Origin of the sequence: Streptomyces lacaronensis (assembly GCF_047337785.1) — a bacterium.
GTDB lineage: Bacteria > Actinomycetota > Actinomycetes > Streptomycetales > Streptomycetaceae > Streptomyces > Streptomyces lycopersici.
Map to the genome: position 1 here is coordinate 731,838 of NZ_JBLHDK010000003.1, position 20,505 is coordinate 752,342.

The 20,505-nt window shown below is 70.9% G+C and carries 20 protein-coding genes; 6 read left to right on the forward strand and 14 right to left on the reverse strand.

Going from position 1 to position 20,505, the window contains the following annotated elements:
- Window positions 1-8: 8 nt before the first annotated feature.
- The 4 genes from ACMTAK_RS04395 to ACMTAK_RS04410 all read right to left on the reverse strand — a co-directional run bounded on the left by ACMTAK_RS04395 (window position 9) and on the right by ACMTAK_RS04410 (window position 3,947).
- Window positions 9-1,097 (reverse strand): ABC transporter substrate-binding protein, encoded by a 1,089-nt coding sequence (locus tag ACMTAK_RS04395; RefSeq protein WP_413804902.1) that lies wholly within the window; start codon window positions 1,095-1,097, stop codon window positions 9-11.
- A gap of 130 nt (window positions 1,098-1,227) precedes the next feature.
- Window positions 1,228-1,764: a snapalysin family zinc-dependent metalloprotease gene (locus ACMTAK_RS04400; protein ID WP_413804903.1), complete on the reverse strand. Its 537-nt coding sequence runs from the start codon at window positions 1,762-1,764 to the stop codon at window positions 1,228-1,230.
- 565 nt (window positions 1,765-2,329) lie between these two features.
- Complete coding sequence (locus tag ACMTAK_RS04405; RefSeq protein WP_413804904.1) at window positions 2,330-3,166, reverse strand: hypothetical protein; 837 nt, start codon at window positions 3,164-3,166, stop codon at window positions 2,330-2,332.
- Between the two features lie 82 nt (window positions 3,167-3,248).
- Window positions 3,249-3,947, reverse strand: coding sequence for a TetR/AcrR family transcriptional regulator C-terminal domain-containing protein (locus ACMTAK_RS04410; protein ID WP_413804905.1), 699 nt, complete (start codon window positions 3,945-3,947; stop codon window positions 3,249-3,251).
- Window positions 3,948-4,077: 130 nt separating this feature from the next.
- Here ACMTAK_RS04410 and ACMTAK_RS04415 point away from each other — a divergent pair, with 130 nt between their 5' ends.
- From ACMTAK_RS04415 to ACMTAK_RS04425, 3 genes are read left to right on the forward strand one after another with little or no spacing between them, the layout of a single operon-like run.
- Complete coding sequence (locus ACMTAK_RS04415) at window positions 4,078-5,181, forward strand: MBL fold metallo-hydrolase (protein ID WP_413804906.1); 1,104 nt, start codon at window positions 4,078-4,080, stop codon at window positions 5,179-5,181.
- A complete protein-coding gene (locus ACMTAK_RS04420) occupies window positions 5,178-5,741 on the forward strand; it encodes an ester cyclase (RefSeq protein ID WP_413804907.1) in 564 nt (187 codons plus the stop codon). Before ACMTAK_RS04415 ends, ACMTAK_RS04420 begins: the two co-directional genes overlap by 4 nt.
- A complete protein-coding gene (locus ACMTAK_RS04425) occupies window positions 5,738-6,526 on the forward strand; it encodes an MBL fold metallo-hydrolase (RefSeq protein WP_413804908.1) in 789 nt (262 codons plus the stop codon). The genes ACMTAK_RS04420 and ACMTAK_RS04425 overlap by 4 nt, the downstream gene beginning before the upstream one ends.
- Before the next feature lie 65 nt (window positions 6,527-6,591).
- Here the strand turns inward: ACMTAK_RS04425 and ACMTAK_RS04430 are convergent, their stop codons facing one another.
- Window positions 6,592-7,284, reverse strand: coding sequence for an SDR family NAD(P)-dependent oxidoreductase (locus ACMTAK_RS04430; protein ID WP_413804909.1), 693 nt, complete (start codon window positions 7,282-7,284; stop codon window positions 6,592-6,594).
- Entirely contained in the window at window positions 7,281-8,177 is an 897-nt protein-coding gene (locus ACMTAK_RS04435; RefSeq protein WP_413804910.1) for an NAD(P)H-binding protein, read from the reverse strand. The genes ACMTAK_RS04430 and ACMTAK_RS04435 overlap by 4 nt, the downstream gene beginning before the upstream one ends.
- Window positions 8,178-8,245: 68 nt before the next feature.
- Here ACMTAK_RS04435 and ACMTAK_RS04440 point away from each other — a divergent pair, with 68 nt between their 5' ends.
- Window positions 8,246-9,058 (forward strand): LysR family transcriptional regulator, encoded by an 813-nt coding sequence (locus ACMTAK_RS04440; protein ID WP_413804911.1) that lies wholly within the window; start codon window positions 8,246-8,248, stop codon window positions 9,056-9,058.
- Window positions 9,059-9,099: 41 nt separating this feature from the next.
- Here ACMTAK_RS04440 and ACMTAK_RS04445 read toward each other — a convergent pair whose 3' ends face one another.
- From ACMTAK_RS04445 to ACMTAK_RS04465, 5 genes are all read right to left on the reverse strand, one after another.
- Window positions 9,100-9,876, reverse strand: a complete 777-nt coding sequence (locus ACMTAK_RS04445; protein ID WP_413804912.1) for an FAD binding domain-containing protein — start codon at window positions 9,874-9,876, stop codon at window positions 9,100-9,102.
- Between the two features lie 124 nt (window positions 9,877-10,000).
- The gene (locus ACMTAK_RS04450) at window positions 10,001-11,428 is read right to left on the reverse strand and encodes an Nramp family divalent metal transporter (protein ID WP_413804913.1); all 1,428 of its coding nucleotides are present in this window, start codon (window positions 11,426-11,428) and stop codon (window positions 10,001-10,003) included.
- Window positions 11,429-11,551: 123 nt separating this feature from the next.
- Window positions 11,552-12,505, reverse strand: coding sequence for a phosphoglycerate dehydrogenase (locus ACMTAK_RS04455; protein ID WP_413804914.1), 954 nt, complete (start codon window positions 12,503-12,505; stop codon window positions 11,552-11,554).
- A complete protein-coding gene (locus tag ACMTAK_RS04460) occupies window positions 12,505-13,290 on the reverse strand; it encodes an HpcH/HpaI aldolase family protein (protein WP_413804915.1) in 786 nt (261 codons plus the stop codon). The genes ACMTAK_RS04455 and ACMTAK_RS04460 overlap by 1 nt, the downstream gene beginning before the upstream one ends.
- Window positions 13,291-13,330: 40 nt before the next feature.
- Window positions 13,331-14,311 carry an aldo/keto reductase gene (locus ACMTAK_RS04465; RefSeq protein WP_413812797.1) on the reverse strand — a complete coding sequence of 327 codons (981 nt, stop codon included), beginning with the start codon at window positions 14,309-14,311 and terminating at the stop codon, window positions 13,331-13,333.
- Between the two features lie 497 nt (window positions 14,312-14,808).
- Between ACMTAK_RS04465 and pdxA the strand changes: the two genes are divergently transcribed.
- Window positions 14,809-15,822, forward strand: coding sequence for a 4-hydroxythreonine-4-phosphate dehydrogenase PdxA (gene pdxA / locus ACMTAK_RS04470; protein WP_413804916.1), 1,014 nt, complete (start codon window positions 14,809-14,811; stop codon window positions 15,820-15,822).
- A 52-nt stretch (window positions 15,823-15,874) separates the two neighbouring features.
- Here the strand turns inward: pdxA and ACMTAK_RS04475 are convergent, their stop codons facing one another.
- Entirely contained in the window at window positions 15,875-16,612 is a 738-nt protein-coding gene (locus tag ACMTAK_RS04475) for an SDR family oxidoreductase (protein WP_413804917.1), read from the reverse strand.
- A gap of 143 nt (window positions 16,613-16,755) precedes the next feature.
- On the opposite strand from ACMTAK_RS04475, the gene ACMTAK_RS04480 reads away from it, so the two are divergent.
- Window positions 16,756-17,328, forward strand: coding sequence for a TetR/AcrR family transcriptional regulator (locus ACMTAK_RS04480; protein WP_413804918.1), 573 nt, complete (start codon window positions 16,756-16,758; stop codon window positions 17,326-17,328).
- An 83-nt stretch (window positions 17,329-17,411) separates the two neighbouring features.
- Here ACMTAK_RS04480 and ACMTAK_RS04485 read toward each other — a convergent pair whose 3' ends face one another.
- Window positions 17,412-17,627 (reverse strand): hypothetical protein, encoded by a 216-nt coding sequence (locus ACMTAK_RS04485; RefSeq protein WP_413804919.1) that lies wholly within the window; start codon window positions 17,625-17,627, stop codon window positions 17,412-17,414.
- Window positions 17,628-17,779: 152 nt separating this feature from the next.
- Entirely contained in the window at window positions 17,780-20,074 is a 2,295-nt protein-coding gene (gene secD, locus ACMTAK_RS04490; RefSeq protein WP_413812798.1) for a protein translocase subunit SecD, read from the reverse strand.
- Between the last annotated feature and the right edge of the window lie 431 nt (window positions 20,075-20,505).

A 20,505-nucleotide genomic window follows, 5' to 3' on the forward strand; every position in this document is an offset into this window, starting at 1 on the left:
GAGCACGGTCAGCCGACCTTGCCCGGGTAGAGGGTCTTGGCGATCTTCTGGACGGTGTCGGCGTTCTCGACGCCGGCGATGGTGGTCGGCTCGGAGCCGACGCGCAGGAAGTGGCCTTCCTTGACGGCCTTCAGGCCCTTGGTGGCGGAGTTCGACTCAAGCCACTTCCGCGCCTCGTCGAACGCCTTCTCGTTCGCCGTCCGGCTGCCCCGGTTACGGACGCCCAGCTGGATCCAGTCCGGGTTCCTGGAAATGACATCCTCCCAGCCGACCTGCTTGTAGTCGCCGTCGCAGTCGGCGAAGACATTGCGGGCACCGGCCAGAGTGATCACCGCGTTGGCGACCTGCCTCTTGCAGACGGCGGTGGGCTGCTTGGTACCGGCGTCGAAATCGAAGAAGAAGTACGTCGGCCGCTCATCCTCCGCCGTCCTGCCGACCGCTTTCTGGACGGCGCCCACCTTCTCCTTCATGCCGTCGACGAGTTCCTTCGCCTTCGCGCTCGTGCCGGTGACCGCGCCCAGGGAGGTGATGTCGGCCTCCACCGCGGACAGCTCGGTCAGCGCGCGCCTGTTCCGCGCCGCACAGGCGGTGGACTTGAGGTAGATGTGCTTGATCCCGGCCGCCTTGAACTCCTCCTCCGTCGGAGCGTCGCCCATGCCGCCGCCCATGTTCATCGAGGCGAAGGTGTCGATGTACACATCCGCGCCGGAGCCGAGGAGCTTCTCCTTCGGGATCACGGATTGGGCGAGCACCTTCACCTTCCGCGCCCGCGCGTCGAGTTCACCGGGCAGTGTGCCTTCGCCGGGCGGGAAGCCGGTGCCGAGCACCTTGTCACCGGCGCCGAGGCGGAGCAGCAGCTCCAGGCTGGAGGCGTTACTGGTGACGATCCTCTCGGGGGCCTTCGAGAACGTGGTCCTGGCGCCCGCGCAGTCGGTGAGGGTGACCGGGTAGTCGCCGGTGGCGGACTTCTCGGCGCCGGCACTCGCCTTGTCGCCGTCCCCGCCGCCGTCCCCGCTGCCGCCTCCGTCGCCGCAGCCCGCCGCGAGGAGGCCGCCCAGCGCGACAGCCGTCGTACCCCACCACACACGAGAACGCATCGAAACACTCCTGGATCCACTTGGTACACGGGGCGGGAACGTCGCCCGGTGCAGTAGTCGTGGCGGATCCGGAGTCGGTTCCCGCCCGTTGGGAGGCATGCGAACGCCGTCCCGCGGTGGCGTCGCGCGTTCAGCCCTCCGAGGGAGTGCCCCAGCCCGGTACCGGGTCACCGACATCGTGCGCGGCGAAGAAATCCGCGACCTCGGCAGCTTCTTCCGCGTCCGGCTGATCGTTGGTGCACTCGGGGCCGGCCCAGGCGCCGGACATCACCTTGGAGCAGACGCTGCCCGGTCCAAGGTCACTGAGCGACAAAATGTGCCCCAGTTCATGCACGGCGATGCGGGACGGCTTGTACTTCTGAGCATCCCCTGTTTCGAGGTAGACCCAGCCCCTGCCCAAGCCGTTGACGAAGGAGTGGGAACCGGTGCCGTTCGCGGTCGTGTATTCCTTGACCCGTAAAGCCGCCGGGGTGTCCTGCTCGACGAACGTGATTCCGGGGACGGCTTTGTTCCAGATGGCCATCGCATCCCGGACCGGATCCGCATAGGATCCGGCCAGAAGGAGATCGATCGGAATGACTTCCGGCTCGGGCTCCACGGCATTGGCCGGAGCACCGGCACCCACCACGACGGCACCGGCGCATACTACGGCCGCCATCAGATTCATCACTCGTCTCCGCACTGCCACCATCTCCGTCACGCCTATGGGTTTCCGTTGACGTCTCGCACGGAAAACAGGGAACAACTCGCTGGATTGTCACGCCACTTCCCGTGCCCGCACCAGCAGGAATCTACTGGAGAGAATCCGCGGCAGCTACCAGTCCAGCGGACACTCGCCGAAGCGGAGCTGGACTGACCGCTGGGGAGGGCGCGCCATCCGCCGGGGCCCGCCACGGAGCGGCTGGCCGTGATCAGGAGGGGCCTCGTCCAGCTTCTCCACCACGCGCTCGGACACCTGCGCCAGCGTCCGCGGCTCCGCCGGGGTGATGTGGTCGAGGAACAGCTCGCGGACCGCCCGTCTTCGTGGCCTGGGGCCGATTCGGGCCCCACTCGTTCTGAAGGATCGGCATGACCTGCGTGCGGGGCCCTGGCGCCGCTCCGCGCCTCCGCCTGAAGCCTGAACCAACTCGGGTGCGGCCGGACCCGTTTCCGGGTCCGGCACCCGAACATCCGGCGACCCCCGTACGGCTCCGTGGCCTGGCAGCTCGCCCTGCCCGGCAGCCGGCCGGTGGTCAGCTGCCGGTGGACCGGACGGTACTCATGATCTTCTTGAGCTGGGTGTCCGTCAGCGCCTTCGGAACTCCTTGGTCCGCGTAGATCACCCAACCGTGCATCGTCCCGTCGGGGAGCTTCTGCGCGACGCTGTGCACGACGGCCTTCGGCGGAACGCAGGAGCTCGGGCGGTTGGTGACGGTGACCTGGGCGGTCGCGGTGTAGCCCTCAATACCCCCTTGCTTCCACGGCTTGGCCTCACTGACCTTGATCTTGGGCTTGTGGTCCGCACCGCCGTACGCGGCGAAGCCCCAGTTGCCCGCCCAGTTGCGGGCGTTCTCCTGGAGCGTGCCGTCCTTGCCGCCGCCCGTGGTGCCGACGGTGGCGAGCTGCCCCTTCCCCGCCTCACCAAATGCCTTGGGATTGGGACTCGACGCGCAGCCGCCCTCACGGTAGTTGCCGGCCGCGGTCATGACGACGATCGGCTGGCCGTTCTTGTCCGTGTAGGAGAGGGCCGTCTCCTCATCCAGGATCTTCCACTTCTCGGCCTTGGCGGGCACGTCGTAACGGAAGTGGTGCTTCTGCGAGGTCTGCGTCTGCCACCCCGTGAACAACGGCTGATCGCCCGAGGGGCTCTCCGGGGCGGAGGACTTGGACGACCCCGCGGAAGGCGCCTTCGACTCCGCGGCGCCGGTGTCCTTGTCCGTGCCGCTGCCGGTGTCCTCGTTGCATCCGCTCAACGCGACGGCCATGCCGATGCCGACGGCCGCGATCAGGGTCTTCTTCATTCGCCGAGACGACGTCGAGGCGGACTGCGGGTGGTGAGCAAGGTTCTTGAAGATCTTTGTTTGGGACATGACCGGCACTCTAGGCGAGCCGCGTCACCACACATCCCCAGGTGGGCGCCCCACCGCGAGACGGATACCCACTCGTGACACATCAGATCAAGCTGATACGCGCGGCTGGGGCCTCGTAGGGGACGCCGACCTTGGCGGCCAGGCCGGAGATCATCAGCTCCAGCCCGTACTGGAACTCCGCGTCGTGATCGCTGTCGGCCAGATAGGGCGCCGTCGCGGTCAGAATCGGGTCGCCGGAGGCCGCGATGGCTTCGGTGCGCTGCTGGACCTGGTCGCTGTCCATGGCGCCCAGATAGATGGCGTAACCCAGTTCACGCATGATCGAGCCGACCATGAAGGCGGTGTAGCCGCGCAGGACGTGGACCATCTCCTCGGGGGCGAGGCGGAGTTCGTCGAGGCAGGACAGCGTGGAGCGCATGGCCTCCAGGGCGGCGGGCGACTGCGTGGGCCGGGTCAGCACCAGCGGGAACGCCTTCGGGTGCTCCTTCGCGGCCGCGCGGAAGGCGGCGGCGTGCGCCCGGATCCGCTTCTGCCATGATCCGCCCTCCCCCTCGGGAAAGGCGATACCGGCCAAGAGCGCTTCGGCGACGCCGTCGAGAAGGGCCTCCTTGTTCGGTACGTGGTTGTAGAGCGACATGTTCTCGATGTCGAGCTCCGTGGCCAGTTTGCGCAGGGAGAAGGCGTCGGGGCCATCGCGGTCGATCATCGTCACCGCTGCCGCGATCACCTTTTCACGGGTCAGGCCGACCCGCCTGCCACGGCCGGTTCCTCGCGCCGTCATGCGTCACCTTCCCTTGACATCACTTACGCCGCAAGTCTAGCGTTCCGGCCCACGAGACTTGCAGTGCAAGTGTCACCGTGGGCGATCGCACAGGGTTCACGAGCTGACCAGGGAAGAAGGGACTCGATCGATGAAACTCGCCTGGCAGGACACCGATGTCCTCGACTTGTCCACGCCCGGCACCCCGATCACCACCCTCGACGGCCTCGCGGACGTACCCGGCGGCTACGGCGCACAGCTCGTGTGGGCCCGTGCGCGGGCGGAGGCGCTGCGTACCGAGTTCGCGGCGACCGGTACCCCGGACACCGTCACCACCTGCGACCTGGTGACCCTGCCCTATCCGACGAGATTCGGCCTCTTCCGCGCCTCCCGGGCCATCGCCCCGTTCCTCGCCATCACCAACCGCATGCTCGTCATCCGCTGGACCGAGGGCGACGGGCGGCGGCGGGTGCTCCTGTTCGAGCCGAGCGATGTCCAACTCGGCCGCAACACCCCGTACTTCGCCGCGCTGGCCCGCCGCACACCCGGCCCGGCGCGATCCCTGATGGTCACCGAACACGGCACCGTCCTCGGGCATCTGGCCCGGCTCGGCATCGCGCCCGAGGACGTCGACTATCTCCTCTTCGACCATCTGCACACCCAGGACCTGCGCCGGTGGATCGGCACCAGCACACCCCAGCCGGATTTCGGCGACGGTCCGGTCGAGCCCGCGTTCCCCCGCGCCAAGGTGATCGTGCAACGGCATGAGCTGCTGGCCATGTCCGAGCTCCACCCGCTCCAGCGGCCCTGGTACCAGCCCGAGGCCTATCGGGATGTACGGCCCGAGGCCTTGTCCGCCGCCGACGGCTCGCTGCTCCTCGGCCCCGGTGTCGCGGTCATCTCCACCCCCGGCCATGTGCTGGGCAACCAGACGCTCCTGCTGAACACCTCCAGCGGCATCTGGGCGTCCAGCGAGAACGCCATCGCCGCCGAGTGCCTGACCCCCGAGCACTCCCGCATGCCCGGCATCGCCCGCTGGGCTCGCGCCTGGCAGCAGGAGGTCGTTCTGAACGCCAACACCATCGAGACGACGGCCGAGCAGTACAACTCGCTCATCATCGAGAAAACACTCGTCGACCGCGCCCAGGCCGACCCCCGCTTCCCGCAGTTCTTCCCCTCCAGCGAACTGACCGCCGCCTGGACCAACCCCGGCACCAGGCCCACCTTCACCCACAAGGCAGTGACCCACCGATGACCACCGTGATCAGCGACGAGATCCTCGCGGCCCGCCAGAAGCTGGTCCTGGACCACTTCCACGACGAGGTCCGCCAGGAGTGGGACGACGTCCTGGCCACCTTCCCGCATCCGCGCTACGAACTCATCCCCACGATGACGGTCCACGACGGCGACGCGGCCGTGCGCGGCTACTACCGCGACAGCCGCCGCGCCTTCCCCGACCAGGACCACGAGATCATCGCCCTGCGCCACAGCGGCGACGCCGTGATCGTCGAATTCTGGCTGCTGGGCACGCACCTCGGCCCGCTCGGCGCGATCCCGGCCACCGGAAACCGCTTCCGTGTCCGCATGACCGCGTACTTCATCTTCGGCGACGGCGGGGACGGGGCTGAGAACCTCGTCTGCGAGCGGATCTACTTCGACAGCCTCACACTGCTGAAACAGCTGATCGGCGGCCTGAACCCGCGCAACCCGCGCAACTGGCTCCTGGCCGTCCGCTGTCTGCGCGGACTCCTCAAGGAAACCGGCGGCGCCCCACACCCCGCCCTCGTCAACACGCCGAAGGCCGACCTGTCGTGAAGGTCCACCACCTCAACTGCGGCACCATGCGTCTGCGCGGCGGACCGCGGCTGGTCTGCCACGTCCTCCTTCTCGAGACGGACGCACAGGGACTCGTGCTCGTCGACTCCGGCTTCGGTCTCATGGACATCGCCAGCCATGGCCGCCGCGTGGGCCCGGCCCGCCACTACGTCAAACCGGCCCTGGACCCCGAAGAAACCGCCGCCCACCAGGTCGAACGGCTCGGCTTCCGCCGCGACGACGTCCGCCACATCGTCCTCACCCACTTCGACGCCGACCATATCGGTGGCCTCGCCGACTTTCCGCACGCCGGCGTCCACGTCACCGCGGCCGAGGCACACGGCGCCATCCACGCCCCCTCCTGGCGCGAACGCCTCCGCTTCCGCCCCGCCCAGTGGGCCCACGGCCCGAGCATCGTCGAACACAGCCCGGACGGCGAGGCGTGGCGCGGGTTCGCCGCCGCCAAGGAGCTCGACTCCGTGGCGCCCGGCGTCGTCCTGGTCTCCCTCCCCGGCCACACCCGCGGCCACGCCTGCGTCGCGGTCGACACCGGCACCCACTGGATCCTGCACGCCGGCGACGCCTTCTACCACCCCGGCACCCTCGACGGCCGCGCCCCCGTGCCCGCTGCCCTCCGCGCCATGGAAGCGGCCGTCGCGTACGACCTGAAACAGGTCCGCGCCAACCACGCCCGCCTCGGCGAACTGCACCGGCGCGCGGAACCCGACCTGACGATCATCTGCGCCCACGACCCGGCCCTGTACGAGAGGATGCGGGCCGGTTGAGGGAAGAGCCCGGGTGCCGCCGCACCCCGGGTGCGGCGGCTACTACCCGGAGGCTACTACCCGGGCTACCAGGGCACGAGCTGGTCCTGGTGGTTGAGGAATTTCAGGCCCGGTTCGCCGCTGTGGCGGTCGATCGTGTCCACCACGCCCGGGATGGACTGGTCGATGGTCAGCGGTGCGTCCGGCCCGCCGAGTTCGGTGCGGACGTGGCCGGGGCACATCAGCAGCAGCGTGTGCGCGGCTTCGGCGTACCGGGCGGCGTAGCTGCGCATCAGCTGGTTCAGGGCGGACTTGCTGGCGCGGTAGACGTCCTGGCCGCCCTTGGTGTTCAGGCCGAGGCTGCCCTGGCGCGAGGACATGACGCCGATGGTCCCGGTCGGGGCGACCAGCGAGCGGAGGGATTCGACCACGCGCATCGGGCTGAGTGCGTTGGTGACCATGACCTCGGTGAACATCTCCGTCGGTACGTCGCCGATCGGTACGTTGCCCCGGGTGATGGCGGCGTTGACGAACAGCAGGTCCAGCGTGCGCTCCGCCAGGCGCTCGCGCAGCGCGGCGACCTCGTCCGGCTTCGTCATGTCCACCGACTCGACCGTGACCCGGCCCCCGGATGCCTCGGCCAGGTCGTGGAGTCCGGTGCGCCGCTCGCCCCGGACCGTACCGATGACGTTCCAGCCGCGGTGCGCGTACTCGGTGGCGAGGCCGAGTCCGAGGGTGCGGGACGCGCCGACGATGAGAGCGGTCTTGGGGGCGCTCACGCCTGGACCGCCGGCTTGAGGACCTCTTCGCACCACTGGCGGAAGGTCGTCGGACTGGCGGTCCGAGGGGTGCGCCGCACGCCCGCGTCGATGCCCTCGTCCTTGGAGCGCATCATGTCGACGTAGCCCTGCACGAGCGCCTCCCCCATGCCGCGTCCGGTGAGTGCGGCGCGCAGGTCCTCCAGCGACTGCCGCCGGTAGCGGATCGAGCGGCCGAGCACCTCGGACATGATGCGCGCCATGTCGTTCGCCGAAAGGTCCTCGGGGCCCAGCACCGGGACCTCGCCCGTGCCCGACCACGAGCGGTCGAGCAGCAGCCCGGCGGCGGCCGCGGCGATGTCTCCGGTGGCGGCCGTCGGTGCCCCGCGGTCGGCGGCGGCGGTGTCGGTGAACACGCCGTCGTCGCGGATCGAGGCCACCTGCCGCAGCAGGTTGTCCATGAAGCTGGGGCAGGCGAGCGCCCGGTAGGCCACGCCCGTCCCCGCGATGAGGTCGTCCATGGCCAGCGAGGCCGTCACATGCCCGGCGCGGCCGGCGGCGGGTGTGCCGCGGCCGAGCGCCGAGACGCCGACGACGTGTCCGACCCCGTGGACCGTGAACGCCTTCGCGGCGGCGCGTGTGAACCCGGAGTAGACGGCGTCCAGACTCGGCGCCCGCGGGTGTGGCGGGGCCAGCCAGAAGACGGCGTCCGCACCGGCGAAGGCCCGGTCGACGACCTCGGCGTCACCGTGCGAGCCGGTGACGACGTCGACGCGGTCGCGGACGGCGTCGGGGAGCTTCCCCGGGTCGCGCACGATGACCCGCAGCTCTTCGCCGCGCTTGGGGGCCTCGTTGAGCAGGATTCCCATGACCCGGCTGCCGATCTGGCCGGTGGGAGCGGTAATAACGATCATGTTATGAGTCTCGGGGCGGGCGCCCCGTAGCGTCCAATACCTTCTCCGGCAATTGATACCTTAAGGGCATGGATCTCGATCTGCGCAAGCTCCGCTATTTCGCCGCGGTGGCCGAGCACCGGCACTTCGGCCGGGCCGCGGAGCAGCTCTTCATCGCCCAACCGGTCCTCAGCCGCCAAATCAAGGCTTTCGAGCAGGAGTTGGAGTGCGCCCTGCTCGTACGGACCACTCGCAGCGTGGAGCTGACCCCCGCCGGGAAACAGCTCCACGAGGAGGCGCAGCGGATCCTCGGGACGGTCGCCGCGGCGGTGCGGCGCGTACACGACGCCGAACGGGGTGCCCAGCGCCTCGTTGTCGCCTTCTCCCCCGGGCTGCGTGTGTCGGCCGCGATCCGGGCCTTCACATCGCGCCACCCGGACGTCGAGACCGACGTCGTCCCCGCCCACTGGTGGCAACCGGACGCGCCGCTCCGGGACGGCCGGGCCCAGGTCGCATACCTGCGACAGCCCTTCGACGACTCGGGGTTGCGTACCATCCCCATCGGGCACGAGCCCAGGGTCGCCTGCATGCCCGCGACGCATCCGCTGGCGCGCCGCGAGAAGCTCATCTGCGCCGACCTCGACGGCGAGAAGATGATCACCGCGACGACACGGCCGATGTCCTCGATCGAGGAGAAGTTCGAGCTCATCGCCGCCGGGCACGGTATCGCGCTCGTCTCCATGAGCGCCGCGCGCTCCTACTCCCGCCCCGACCTCGTCCACCTCCCCGTCACGGACGCCCCAGGGGCCGAGACCTGCCTGGCCGTCGCCGCGGACGGGCGCGAGAAGCAACCGCTGCGCGACTTCCTGGAGATCGCCACCGCGACGCTGCGGCGCGCCTGAGCGGACTTCGTCTCACCCGCCCCGGCGCCGGAACTCGGTCATCAGCTGATCCGCCACCACACGCGGCGGCAGGTCCAGGGCCTGGGCGGCCGATTCCCATCGGAGGCCGCCGTGGTCGGGCCCACGCCGCTCATCACCACGACCATGGCCATCTTGCGGCCTCTGCGGTCGGCCACTTCGCCGAAGAGCGCGCCACCGGCGGGACGCATGACCACGGTGACGGCGAACGAGCCGAACACCGCGGCCATCCCGAGTGTCGGATTGGACGTGCTCAGGGCTCTGGGGGTCTTCACCGGCCCGGACGGCGCCTGCCCGGATGTCGGCTTCGGTGACGGCGTCCGCGGCAGCTCCGGGGGGACACCCGCGCCGAGCGGGTCCCGCTCCACACGGCGCTGCGTCACGGTCGCGCCGATGTGCAGGGCCGGCCCGGACCGGTTCAGCGCGCCGAGCTCTTCGACGGAGTTGATGTCGATCAGCGTGTCGGGGCGGGCGAGCCGCAGGGCGAGCACCGGTGTCAGCGACTGCCCGCCCGCGATGACCTTGCCGCCCCCGCGGGTCTCCGCCAGTTCGGCGATCGCGTCGGAGAGGCGCGAGGGACGAACGTAGCCGCACCATCGCGTACGCCTTGCGGCCAGCTCGATCCCCGGGCAGAGCGGTGCGTCCCGGACTCTGCCGTCGGCGAGTTCCACCTCGTCCGGGCGGACGTCCAGCAAGGTGGCATCGGCGGCCTTGACGGTCTCGGCGGGCTTCTCACCGGCTTCGACCAGCGCGCTGGTCCAGGACCCTGTTTGCCTCGGCGTGGGAAAGCGGCAGTTCACCACCGACGCCCCGCCATGTCCGCCCGGTGTCGCCGCCTCCGTGGACAGGCGGGCACCGGCATGGCGGGGCGCAGGGGACGGCGATGTGCGGTGCCGGGCGGCACGAGCACATCCCGCCGCCGGTTCAGCTCCCGGGCGTGAGCTCGAGCGTGTCGAGCACCCCGTACACCCCGAGGAAGGCGATCGCCACACTGCTCATGACGAGGGCGGCGGTCAGCCAGGGGTTGGCGCGGAAGCGGGGCGGGACACCGGTGTAGCGCAGGCGCCAGACCGCGACGACGACCGCGAGCAGGAAGATGCCACCACCGATGCCGCCGATCTGCACCATCAGGACCGGGGACTGGACCCACAGGAAGATGCACATCCACACCGGGGGCAGACAGCAGGTGAGGATGCGGATGGTGCGCGTGCGCGAGCGCATGTCGTGCCAGTCGACCACCCCGAGCAGCCCGAGGGTGTTGGTCCACAGGCGGGGAACGCTGGCCGACGAGGCGACGGTGACCGAGAAGAGGACGGCGATCGCGCCGCCCAGGAACAGGTACTCCGCCCAGGGGCCCAGCGTGTCGGTGTAGATGTGCGACAGCGTGGTGATCATGTCGTTGCCCTCGGGCACCAGGCCCTGCGGATGGAGCACCGAGGCGCCGATCACGTAGAAGGACAGGGTGCAGATGGTGCACACGACCCAGGAGACGCCCACGTCGAGCCGCATGACCTTGAGCCAGCCCTCGGCCCGCCGGGCGCGCTGCTCGCTGCCGTCGTCGGGCCCGGTCCAGCGGGCGTAGCCCTTCTCCAGACACCAGTAGGTGTACGTCGTCATCTCGTCGGCGCCGACGCCGGTGATACCGAACATGGCGAGCGCGATGCCGACCGTGCCCGCGGGGATCTGGAAGCTCAGCCCGTCGGCGAACTGCTCGGGGCCGTACCCGAAGGCCGTGAACGGCAGGGCGAGGGCCAGGCCGAAGGTGATGATCGTCTTGAGGGTGATGCCGACGATCTCGACCCGCTCGACGACGGGATACTTGCCCGTCTGCAGGATGAGGATGGCGGCACCGGTCACGATGAGGGCCCAGATCGTCAGCGACGATGTGCTCAGCGAGGCCCCGTGGATCGGCAGCAGGATCGAGCAGGCGGCCGCGGTGCCGCCGATGATGCCGCCGCGCTGGAACATCTTGGCGAAGTCCATGCCGATCCAGAGCCAGTTGATCCAGCTCAGCGGGCCGATCCGGGGGCCCACGTCGCGGAACCCGTCGAGCGCGGGCCGGCCGTTGAGGATGGTCCAGCGGGCCAGCTCCATCTGCACCCACACCTTGACCGCGGTCGAGACGATCACCAGCCACAGCAGGGCGAACCCGGCCTTCGCACCGAGCGAGGTGGTGGTGATCAGCTCACCGGAGCCGACGACGGCGGCGGACAGCACGAGCCCGGGGCCGAGGTGGCGCAGTCGGCCGCGGAAGGTCTCGGGGGCCGGGCGGGCGTCTTCGGCGCGCAGCGCGTACGGGTCGGTCTGCGCGGGTGGCGGCGCCGCCGTGGCGCCGTCGGTCGTGGTGGACATAGCGGGTCCTTAGAGGATCTTCCGGCGCCGTCGCCGGTATCCGGAATAGGGACAGGGGTCGTGTGGGGGCGTGTTGTGGTGCGGTGTGCCGCCGCGTGTCGTGGTGCCGTGTGCCGCCGCGTCTCAGCGCGCCGGGTGGTGCGGCTCCGCACCCGCCAGTACGCGGACGACGTCCTCGGCCACCATCGCGCCCATGGCCTGGTTGGCCTCGGGCGTGCAGGCGGCCATGTGCGAGGTGAGGACGGTGCGCGGGGCCTCGCGCAGCGGATGGCCGGCGGGCAGCGGCTCGGTGCTGAACGCGTCGAGGGCCGCGGCTCCCAGGTGCCCGGAGCCGAGCAGATCGGCGAGCGCGCGTTCGTCGATGAGGCCGCCGCGCGCGGCGTTGACCAGGATCGCGCCCGGCTTCATCGCCGCCAGGCGGGAGCGGTCGAGCAGCGGGGTGCCCGACGGGTCGGGCGGAGTGTGCAGGCTGATGGCGTCGGCGCGCGCCAGCAGGGCGTCGAGCGCGGCCGGTTCGGCGCCGTGCGCGCGGATGTCGGCCTCGGAGACGTACGGGTCGTGGGCGAGCAGGTCCATCCCGAAGGCACGGGCGTAGCCCGCCAGCAGGCGGCCGATGCGGCCGAAGCCGACGATGCCCAGCGTCTTGCCGTGCAGTTCGGGGCCGAACAGCTTCGGCCACCCGCCCGCCGCCACCGCGGTGTGCGAGGCGGTCAGGGAGCGGGTCGCGGACAGCAGCAGACCGAAGGTGTACTCCGCCACCGCACGCGAGTTGCTGCCCGGCGCGCACACCACCGGGATCGCGCGCGCGTGGGCGGCGGCCACGTCGATGGTGTCGACGCCGACACCGTGCTTGGCGATCACCTTGAGGCGGGGTGCGGCGTCCATCACCTCGGCGGTGATGGGGTCCATGCCGACGATCAGCGCATCGGCTTCGGCCGCGTGCGACAGGAGTTCGGCGGTGGGCAGCGCCGCGTCCTCGCGGGGGCGCAGGGGACCCGCTCCGGCCTCCTCCAGGATCTGCCAGGGGCGCGCCGCATGCCGGGCGAAGGTGGGAGTGGTGATGAGCGTGGTCGGCATCAGCGGGCCTCGCCGCGTGCCGCCCGGAGGTGGGACGTCGCGATCTGCTGGAGGTGCACGACGTCGGCCGCGACCGTCGCGAACGTGAAGCCCTCGGCGAGCCGACGGGCGGCGCTCTCGCCGTCGGCGTTGTGGATGCCGGCCGCGATGCCCACCGCCTCGGCCGCCTTGCGGACGCGGGCGAGGGCCTGCTCGAACTCGTCCTGTACGGCGGGGTCGGTGGACGTCGCTCCGCCGATGGCCAGGCGCAGATCGGACGGGCCGACGTAGACACCGTCCAGGCCGGGGGTCGCGCAGATCTCCTCGAGGTTGGCCAGGCCGTCGGCCGTCTCGATCATCGCGAGGACGGCGGTCTGGTCGTGGGTGTCGGCCGGGTTCGGGCCGATGCGCAGCTGGGCGCGCATCGGACCGTACGAGCGGCGGCCCAGCGGCGGGTAGCGGACGGCGGCCACGGCGTCGGCGGCGTCCTGGGCGTTGTCGATCATCGGGACGATCACGGCGCTCGCGCCCGCGTCGAGCGCCTTGCCGATGTAGGTGAGGTCATTGGCCTCGACGCGCACCATGCCGACGGCGGTGCTGCCCTTGGTGTCGGTGGCGAGGAGGTTGTTCAGCATGCCCTGGTAGCCGAAGAGGCCGTGCTGGGCGTCGAAGGCCAGGTAGTCGTAGCCGACGCGGGCGAGGCGCTCGGCGGCGACCGGCGAATCGAGCAGGGACCAGTAGCCGATGAGCTGCTCACGAGCGCGCAGTGCGGCGATGAACTGGGCGGAGGTGCGGCCGGTGGCCATGTGTGTCTCCCTTGCGACGTTGCGAGGTGGGCGGGCAGGGTCAGCGGTTGTAGGCGGGCATCGGGCCGCGCAGCCGGGCGCCGACCTCGTCGCAGGCGGTCAGGACGTCCGCGGGCAGCGGGCCCGCGGACGCGGCGGCGATGTTGGCCTTCAGGTGCTCGACCTTGGAGCCGCCCAGCAGCAGCGCGTCGGTGGAGGGCCGGGACAGCAGCCAGCGCAGGGCCAGGTCGGTCAGCGGCAGGCCCGCCTCGGAGGCGATGCGGGTGAGGTCGGTGACGGCGTGGAACACCTCTTCGTTCCAGTACCGCTCGCGGTACATCGCGGCCACCTTGGAGTCGCCGAAGCGTCCGCCCTCCGGGAGCTGATCGAAGCGGTGGCGACCGGTGAGCAGCCCGCCGCCGAGCGGGTTGTAGACCACCGTGCGCAGTCCGGTACTGGCGGCGAATTCGACGTACTCCTCCTCGATGCGGCGCGCGAGGAGGTTGTGGAGCTGCTGGGCGACGACGGGGCAGGGGGCGCCGACCTCGTCGGCCACGCGGTTCAGCTCGGCGATCTGCCAGGCGGCGAAGTTGGAGACGCCGAGGGCGAGGACCTTGCCCTCCCGTACGAACTCGGCGACGGTCGCCAGGGTCGCGCCGAGCGGTGTCGCGCGGTCCGGCTGGTGCAGATAGAAGAGGTCGACGTGGTCGGTGCCCAGGCGCCTGAGGCTCCCGTCGAGCGCGGCACGCAGGCCCTCGGGGGAGAGCGGCGCGTGCTCGCCCTGGTCGGGGTGCGGGATACCGGCCTTGGTGGCGAGGACCACCCGGTCACGGCGGCCCGGCAGCAGCTCGGCCAGGATGCGCTCGCTCTCACCGCCCGCGTAGCCGTTGGCGGTGTCCACGCCGGTGATGCCCGCGTCGAGTGCGGCGTCCACCATCGCCGCGGCCGTCGCGCGGTCGGCGGTGTCGCCGAAGGTCATCGTCCCGAGGACGAGAGGGGACAACGTAACGGGCACATGCGGGAGTGCGAGACCGACGGTCACGGGCGGGTTCCTTCCGAGGCGGTGGTGCGTGGTGCGGGTGAGACGGGTGGTGCGGTCGTACTGGTAGGCGATCACATGCGTGATGTGCGCATCGCCCATGGCGCCGTGCGGCTCCGTGGCCCCGACCGGTCGCCGCGGTGGCTGCCGGCGACGCACCGCGCGGCGGCCGAGTGCGGTACGAGGCGATCTGCTGGGTAAGCCGGTCCGCGCCGCGTCCATGACGGCGACACGGCCCATGGGTGGCGGCCGTCGGCGCCATGGGAACGCTCGCATGGTTGCGTAAATCACGCAAGATGTATCGCGCAGTTCACGCAGCTTATGCCATGATCCTCACTGGGCCCGACCGTGTTGTCCATCGACGGTGCCGGGTACTCGCCGCCGCGCCGCGGCCCCGTCCGGCTGCCACCACGGCAGCCGCCCGAACCTCACCGTCCGCCTCCTGCCGCCCGCCCCCGCCTCGCCTCCCGCCTCCCGCCTCCCGCCTAGGAGTTGCCCTCATGCCCACCCCCCTCCCCCTCATCGCCGTCACCATGGGCGACGGTGCCGGTATCGGTCCCGAGGTCGTCGTCGCGGCCCTGCTCGACGACGCCGTCCTGACCCGCTGCCGCCCCGTCGTCATCGGTGACGCGCGGCGGCTGCGCGAGGCCGCCCGCGTCCTCGGCCTGGACTGCGAGATCGCCGCCGTCGACCATCCGCGCGACGCGGAGTTCACACCCGGCCGCGTCAACGTGGTCGACCTCGGGCTGCTCCCCGCCGATCTGCCCTGGGGCAGGCTGTCGCCGGTCGCGGGGGACGCCGCGTACGCGTTCATCAGGCGCGCCGCCGAACTCGCCGTGGCGGGCGAGGTGCACGCCATCTGCACCGCACCGCTCAACAAGGAGGCCCTGCACGCCGCGGGCCACCTCTACCCCGGCCACACCGAACTCCTCGCCCATCTGACCGGGACCGAGGAGGTCTCGATGATGCTCTCCACCGAGAAGGTGAAGGTCATCCACGTCACCACGCACATCGGCCTGATCGACGCCGTCCACCGCATCGAGCCCGGCCTCGTCGAGCGCACCGTGCGCCGCGGCCACGAGGCGATGGTCCGTGCCGGCACCCCGAACCCCGTCATCGGCGTCTGCGGCATCAACCCGCACGCGGGTGAGAACGGCCTGTTCGGCTACGGCGAGGAGGACGAGAAGATCGTTCCGGCCCTGGACAAGCTGCGCGCCGACGGCGTCGACGCCCGGGGTCCGCTCCCCGCCGACACCGCCTTCTTCCTCGCGTCACGCGGCGACTACGACCTGATCGTGGCGATGTACCACGATCAGGGCCACGGCCCGGTCAAGGTCCTGGGCATCGAGGCGGGTGTCAACCTCACCGTGGGTCTGCCCGTCATCCGTACCTCCGTCGACCACGGCACCGCCTTCGACATCGCCGGAACGGGCACGGCGGAAGCGGGCAGCATGGTCGAGGCGCTGCGCCAGGCGGCCGGGATGGCCACGGTGCCGGTCGCCCCGGCGGCCTGAACCGCCACCTCCGGCGGGGGGACGGGTCAGACGTGGTTGTCTCCCCCGGTTGTCAGGCTTGCGCGGTGGGCCGGACGACGACCTCGCTGACGTCGATGCCGGCGGGCTGCTCGATCGCGTAACCGATCGCGGACGCGATGGCGGAGGGCGGGATGGCGATCTCGTCGCGCTGCCGGGCTGCCGCCGCCGCTGCCTCGGGACTCGCCCCCTTGCCCACGCCCTCGGTGTTGGTGAATCCGGGTGAGACCAGAGTGACGCGCAGATGGGGTCCCGACTCCTGCCGCAGCCCCTCGGTCAGCACCTTCACCGCCGTCTTGGTGGCCGCGTAGACGGCCTGCGGGGATTTCACGACGTAGGCCGCGGTGGAGGCGATGTTGACGAACTGGCCGGAGCGCTGCCGCCGGAAGATGGGAAGTGCCGCCCCGATACCGTTCAGCAGGCCGGTGATATGCGTCGCGACCATCGCGTCCCAGTCGTCCTGGCGCAGTTCGTCGAACGGTGACACCGCCATCGTGCCGGCGTTGGAGACCAGGACATCGAGCCGACCGAACCGGTCGACCGCCACGTCCGTCAGCCGCTTGAGGTCCTCGCGGCGCGTCACGTCGATGACGGCCCCGACGGCCGAGCCGCCCCGCGCCGTGATCCGGTCCACCACCGCGTGCAACCGGTCTTCCCGCCGGGCCCCGAGCACAAGCCGGGCGCCCCTCTCGGCGAGGTGGGTCGCCGTCGCCGCTCCGATGCCGCTGCTGGCACCTGTGATCGCCACGACCTTGCCTTCGACACCTGACATGGCCAATGTCCTTCCAAGGGGATATACGCAGGTCAGAAATGACCTACAGTGGAACTGGGGGCGCCACCACTTACGGCAGACTAAATGGGCGCGTCTCCGGTCAGCAAGGTGAAGGGGATCCGGAGAGAGAATGGCGACCGCTGATGGCCGACAGTGCACAGCGCCCGTTGCGAGCTGACGCGCGGCGCAACAGAGACAAGATCCTCGCGGCCGCGGTGCGTGTGTTCGCCGAGGAGGGGCTGGACGCGCACCTGGAACGCATCGCCAAGGAGGCGGGCGTGGGCAGCGCGACGCTGTACCGAAACTTCGCCACCCGCGAGGCCCTGATCGAGGCGGTCTACCGCAACGAGGTGGCTCAGCTGTGCGACGCCGTCCCCGGTCTGCTCGACGAGCAGCCGCCCTACGAGGCCCTGCGCGCCTGGACACGTCTCTTCCTGGACTACGTCACCGCGAAATTCGGCATGGCCGACGCCCTGCGTGCCATCGCCGCCGCGGGAAACAACCCCTACGGCCACAGCCGGGACATGATCCAGGCTGCCATCACCGTCCTGATGGACGCGTGTGCGGCCGCCGGGACGATTCGCACCGACATCAGCCCCACCGACATGGGTGCCGCCCTCGAAGGCATCGCCCTCACTTCACCCAAGCCCGAACACCGGGCACGGGCCAAACGCCTGCTCGACCTCACCCTGGACGGTCTGAAGGCTCCTGCGTGACGCCGTGAGCGGGCCGGGCGGCCGGGGCTGACAGAAGGAAAGGCGGGCGCTTCCGGTCCGGAAGCGCCCCTGGTGCGGTCATGTCAGCACGTGTTGTCGGCGCGCCAGGTGACCTTGTGCACGGTCGTCGGGTTGTAGAAGAACTGCCTGCTCGCCTTGTCTCTCGTGACGCACACCGTGCCGTCCACCGGGACGGTCCCGTCGTTCATGTAAGTGGTGTACTCCACGTCGACGGCGCGGGACCCCGTGTTCTGGAACACCAACCCGTCGGCGTCTCCGGACCAGTCACCACTCGTCACCAGGACCGGGGTTTTTTGCGCATGACGCTGTCCTTTCGTCGGTGTGTCACGGGGACGGGCCCGCCGTTCTCGATGAGCGACCGGGCGAGTGGCAAGTGGCAGGCGCGGCGGGCGCCGTGGGGAAGGACGTGAGCTCGGAAACGAAGGTGACCCTATCGAGGGGCTCCGTCGGAAGTCGACACCGCGTTCTGCCCCGAGGAGGAGTGTCGCCGGCCGAACCGCGGCGGCCGTGGCGCCTTCCGGTGCGGGTGCAGTTCGATGGTGAGTGAGGCGGCGGTGAAGACGGAGGAGTAGGTGCCGACGGCCAGGCCGATGAGCAGGGCGAGGGCGAAGTCGGCGAGGGTGTCGTCGGCGAGGACGGCGAGGGCGGTGAGGATGAATGCCGCACCCGTGCCGGTGTTGACGGTACGGGGCAGGGTCTGCAGGATCGCCCGGTTGGTCAGGCGGGGAAGCGGTGTGGTGCGGTCGCGGCCGAGCAGTTCGCGGACGCGGTCGAAGAGGACGACGGAGTCGTTGACCGAGTAGCCGATGACGGTCAGCAGGGCGGCCAGGAAGACCCCGTCGATGGGCTTGCCCAGCCAGGCGAAGGCGCCGATGAGGATCACCACGTCGTGGACGAGCGCGACGACGGCCGCCGTCCCGAAGAACCAGCGGAAGCGGACCGCGAGATACAGCAGTTGGGCGCCCAGTGCGAGGGAGAGGGCGATGAGGGCGTCGCGGCGCAGTTCGTCGCCCATGCTGGGGCCGATCAGCTCGTCACGGATCTTCTTTGTCTCACCGCCGAGGGCGCTGACGGTTTCGGTGACGGTGGCCTCGTCGGTGTTGGTCAGGTTCTCCGCGCGCACCGTGAGCCCGGTGTCGCCGGAGGACTGCACGACCGCGCGGGGGAATCCGGCGTCGGTGAGGGCGGTGCGGGCCCGGTCGGGGTCGACGGGCGTGCTGGTGGCGTACTCGATCAGCCGGCCGCCGGTGAACTCGATGCCGAAGTCCAGGCCGCGCACGAGGATGCCGGACGCGGCCACGACGGCGAGTGCGGCGGAGGCGGCCAGCCAGCGGCGGGGACGCCGCATCAGGAACGGGTCGCGGCGCAGCAGCAGGCCGCGGACCCAGCCGGTGCTCGCGATGCCGGTGACGCGGGGCCGGCGGCAGACCGCGGGGCGGTTGGCCGCGTACTCGGCGAGCATCCGGCTGATCACCAGGGCGCTGACCATCGAGGCGAGGACGCCGATGGCGAGGGTGATGCCGAAGCCGCGTACCGGGCCGGAGGCGAAGGCGAACATGAGGCCCGCGGCGATCAGTGTCGTGATGTTGGAGTCGGCGATCGCGCTGAGGGCACCGCGGAACCCGGCCGTCAGTGCCGAGCGGGCGCTGGGGCGGCTGCGGGCCGCGTACTCTTCGCGGGCCCGCTCGAAGACCAGGACGTTGGCGTCCACGGCCATGCCGATCGCCAGGACGAACCCGGCGAGGCCCGGCAGGGTCAATGTGGCTCCGAGCGCGGCCAGGGCGGCGTAGGAGATGAGGCCGTAGCAGGCCAGCGCCGCGGTCGCGAGCAGGCCCAGGAGCCGGTAGACGGCGATGATGAACAGTGTGGTCAGGGCGGTGCCGATGACGGCGGCCCAGGCCGCGGCCTCGATCGCCGCATCGCCGAGCGTGGCGCCGACGGTGCGCTGTTCGACGGTCTCGACCGGTACGGGCAGGGCGCCGCCGGAGATGAGCAGGGCCAGTTCGCGGGCTTCGGTGTCGTCGAAGGAGCCGGTGATCTGGGTGGTGCCGCCCGGGATGCCGGTCCCGCACGGTACGGAGGGATCGACCTGCGGCGCGGAGATGATCTTGTTGTCGAGGACGATGGCGACCCGGCGCCGCGGGTCGCCGGCCGGGTGACAGGCGGCCCGTGCGGTGACCTGCCGCCATCGGTCCTGACCGGTCTTGGAGAAGTCGACCGTGACATGCCATCCGGCACCGCCCTGCTGGTCGAAGCGGGCGTCGGCGCCTTCGACGTCCCGTCCGGTCAGATCGGCGGCACGCAGTCGCAGGGGCTGTCCGGACTCGTCCGGCAGAACGCGCTCCTTGGCCGGATCGGCCGGCGGGGAGGCGGCGCCGTCAGCGGTCCCGGCCGGGCCGAGGACCGCGTGGACGGTGAGCTGCGCGGTGCGGCCCAGCACATCGGCGGCCTTCTTCGGGTCGGACACGCCGGGCAGCTCGACGAGGATGCGGTGGTCGCCGGAGCGGACGAGGGTCGGTTCGGCGACGCCGAGCGCGTCGACGCGGCCCCGCAGCACTTCCACGGTGCGGTCGGTGGCCGCGGCGTCGGCGTCGGTGGTGGGGGTGGAGCCGGTTTCCAGCGTCATCTGGGTGCCGCCGCGCAGGTCGAGGCCGAGGCGGACCGGCGTGGTGAGGGCGATGGCCAGCGATCCGGCGATCACGGCGAGGGCGAGCAGCGCACGCATGCGCAGGGACTTCTGACGTTTGTTCCGCTTGTTCCGCTTGTTGCGGCGCTTCAACACGAGCCTCCGGCAGGCACGTCGCGGCAGCGGCACGCGCGGCCGCGACGGAGGAAAGGGTGATGGATGGCGTCAGGTACCCGCGGCCGCCGGAGGGGCCCGGCCGCGGTCGTGGGCCGATCGGCCGGGAGAGACGGGTACGCATGCGGAAGGCGCGGAAGTACGTGGACCGACAGCCGGATCGGCATCCGTATCGCGGGGGTCGGTGGCGTGGTGATCCGGTGGGCACGGACGCTCACCGAGGTGGTCGTGGCGGACCCTGGCCTGGGCCGCCCAGCCGGCGGCGCACGGGTCATCCGCGCGGGGACCGGTGTCCGGGCGCTCGGCGCCCGTGGCCGCCGGGGCCGGATGGGCCGCCACGGCCGGATGGGGTACCG

What these genes read in the sequence shown, in the direction of transcription:
- ACMTAK_RS04395 (WP_413804902.1), bottom strand. Translation starts at nt 1,097, where the DNA reads ATGCGTTCTCGTGTGTGGTGGGGTACGACGGCTGTCGCGCTGGGCGGC.
- ACMTAK_RS04400 (WP_413804903.1), bottom strand. Translation starts at nt 1,764, where the DNA reads ATGAATCTGATGGCGGCCGTAGTATGCGCCGGTGCCGTCGTGGTGGGT.
- ACMTAK_RS04405 (WP_413804904.1), bottom strand. Translation starts at nt 3,166, where the DNA reads ATGTCCCAAACAAAGATCTTCAAGAACCTTGCTCACCACCCGCAGTCC.
- ACMTAK_RS04410 (WP_413804905.1), bottom strand. Translation starts at nt 3,947, where the DNA reads ATGACGGCGCGAGGAACCGGCCGTGGCAGGCGGGTCGGCCTGACCCGT.
- ACMTAK_RS04415 (WP_413804906.1), top strand. Translation starts at nt 4,078, where the DNA reads ATGAAACTCGCCTGGCAGGACACCGATGTCCTCGACTTGTCCACGCCC.
- ACMTAK_RS04420 (WP_413804907.1), top strand. Translation starts at nt 5,178, where the DNA reads ATGACCACCGTGATCAGCGACGAGATCCTCGCGGCCCGCCAGAAGCTG.
- ACMTAK_RS04435 (WP_413804910.1), bottom strand. Translation starts at nt 8,177, where the DNA reads ATGATCGTTATTACCGCTCCCACCGGCCAGATCGGCAGCCGGGTCATG.
- ACMTAK_RS04440 (WP_413804911.1), top strand. Translation starts at nt 8,246, where the DNA reads ATGGATCTCGATCTGCGCAAGCTCCGCTATTTCGCCGCGGTGGCCGAG.
- ACMTAK_RS04450 (WP_413804913.1), bottom strand. Translation starts at nt 11,428, where the DNA reads ATGTCCACCACGACCGACGGCGCCACGGCGGCGCCGCCACCCGCGCAG.
- ACMTAK_RS04455 (WP_413804914.1), bottom strand. Translation starts at nt 12,505, where the DNA reads ATGCCGACCACGCTCATCACCACTCCCACCTTCGCCCGGCATGCGGCG.
- ACMTAK_RS04460 (WP_413804915.1), bottom strand. Translation starts at nt 13,290, where the DNA reads ATGGCCACCGGCCGCACCTCCGCCCAGTTCATCGCCGCACTGCGCGCT.
- pdxA (WP_413804916.1), top strand. Translation starts at nt 14,809, where the DNA reads ATGCCCACCCCCCTCCCCCTCATCGCCGTCACCATGGGCGACGGTGCC.
- ACMTAK_RS04475 (WP_413804917.1), bottom strand. Translation starts at nt 16,612, where the DNA reads ATGTCAGGTGTCGAAGGCAAGGTCGTGGCGATCACAGGTGCCAGCAGC.
- ACMTAK_RS04480 (WP_413804918.1), top strand. Translation starts at nt 16,756, where the DNA reads ATGGCCGACAGTGCACAGCGCCCGTTGCGAGCTGACGCGCGGCGCAAC.
- secD (WP_413812798.1), bottom strand. Translation starts at nt 20,074, where the DNA reads ATGCGTGCGCTGCTCGCCCTCGCCGTGATCGCCGGATCGCTGGCCATC.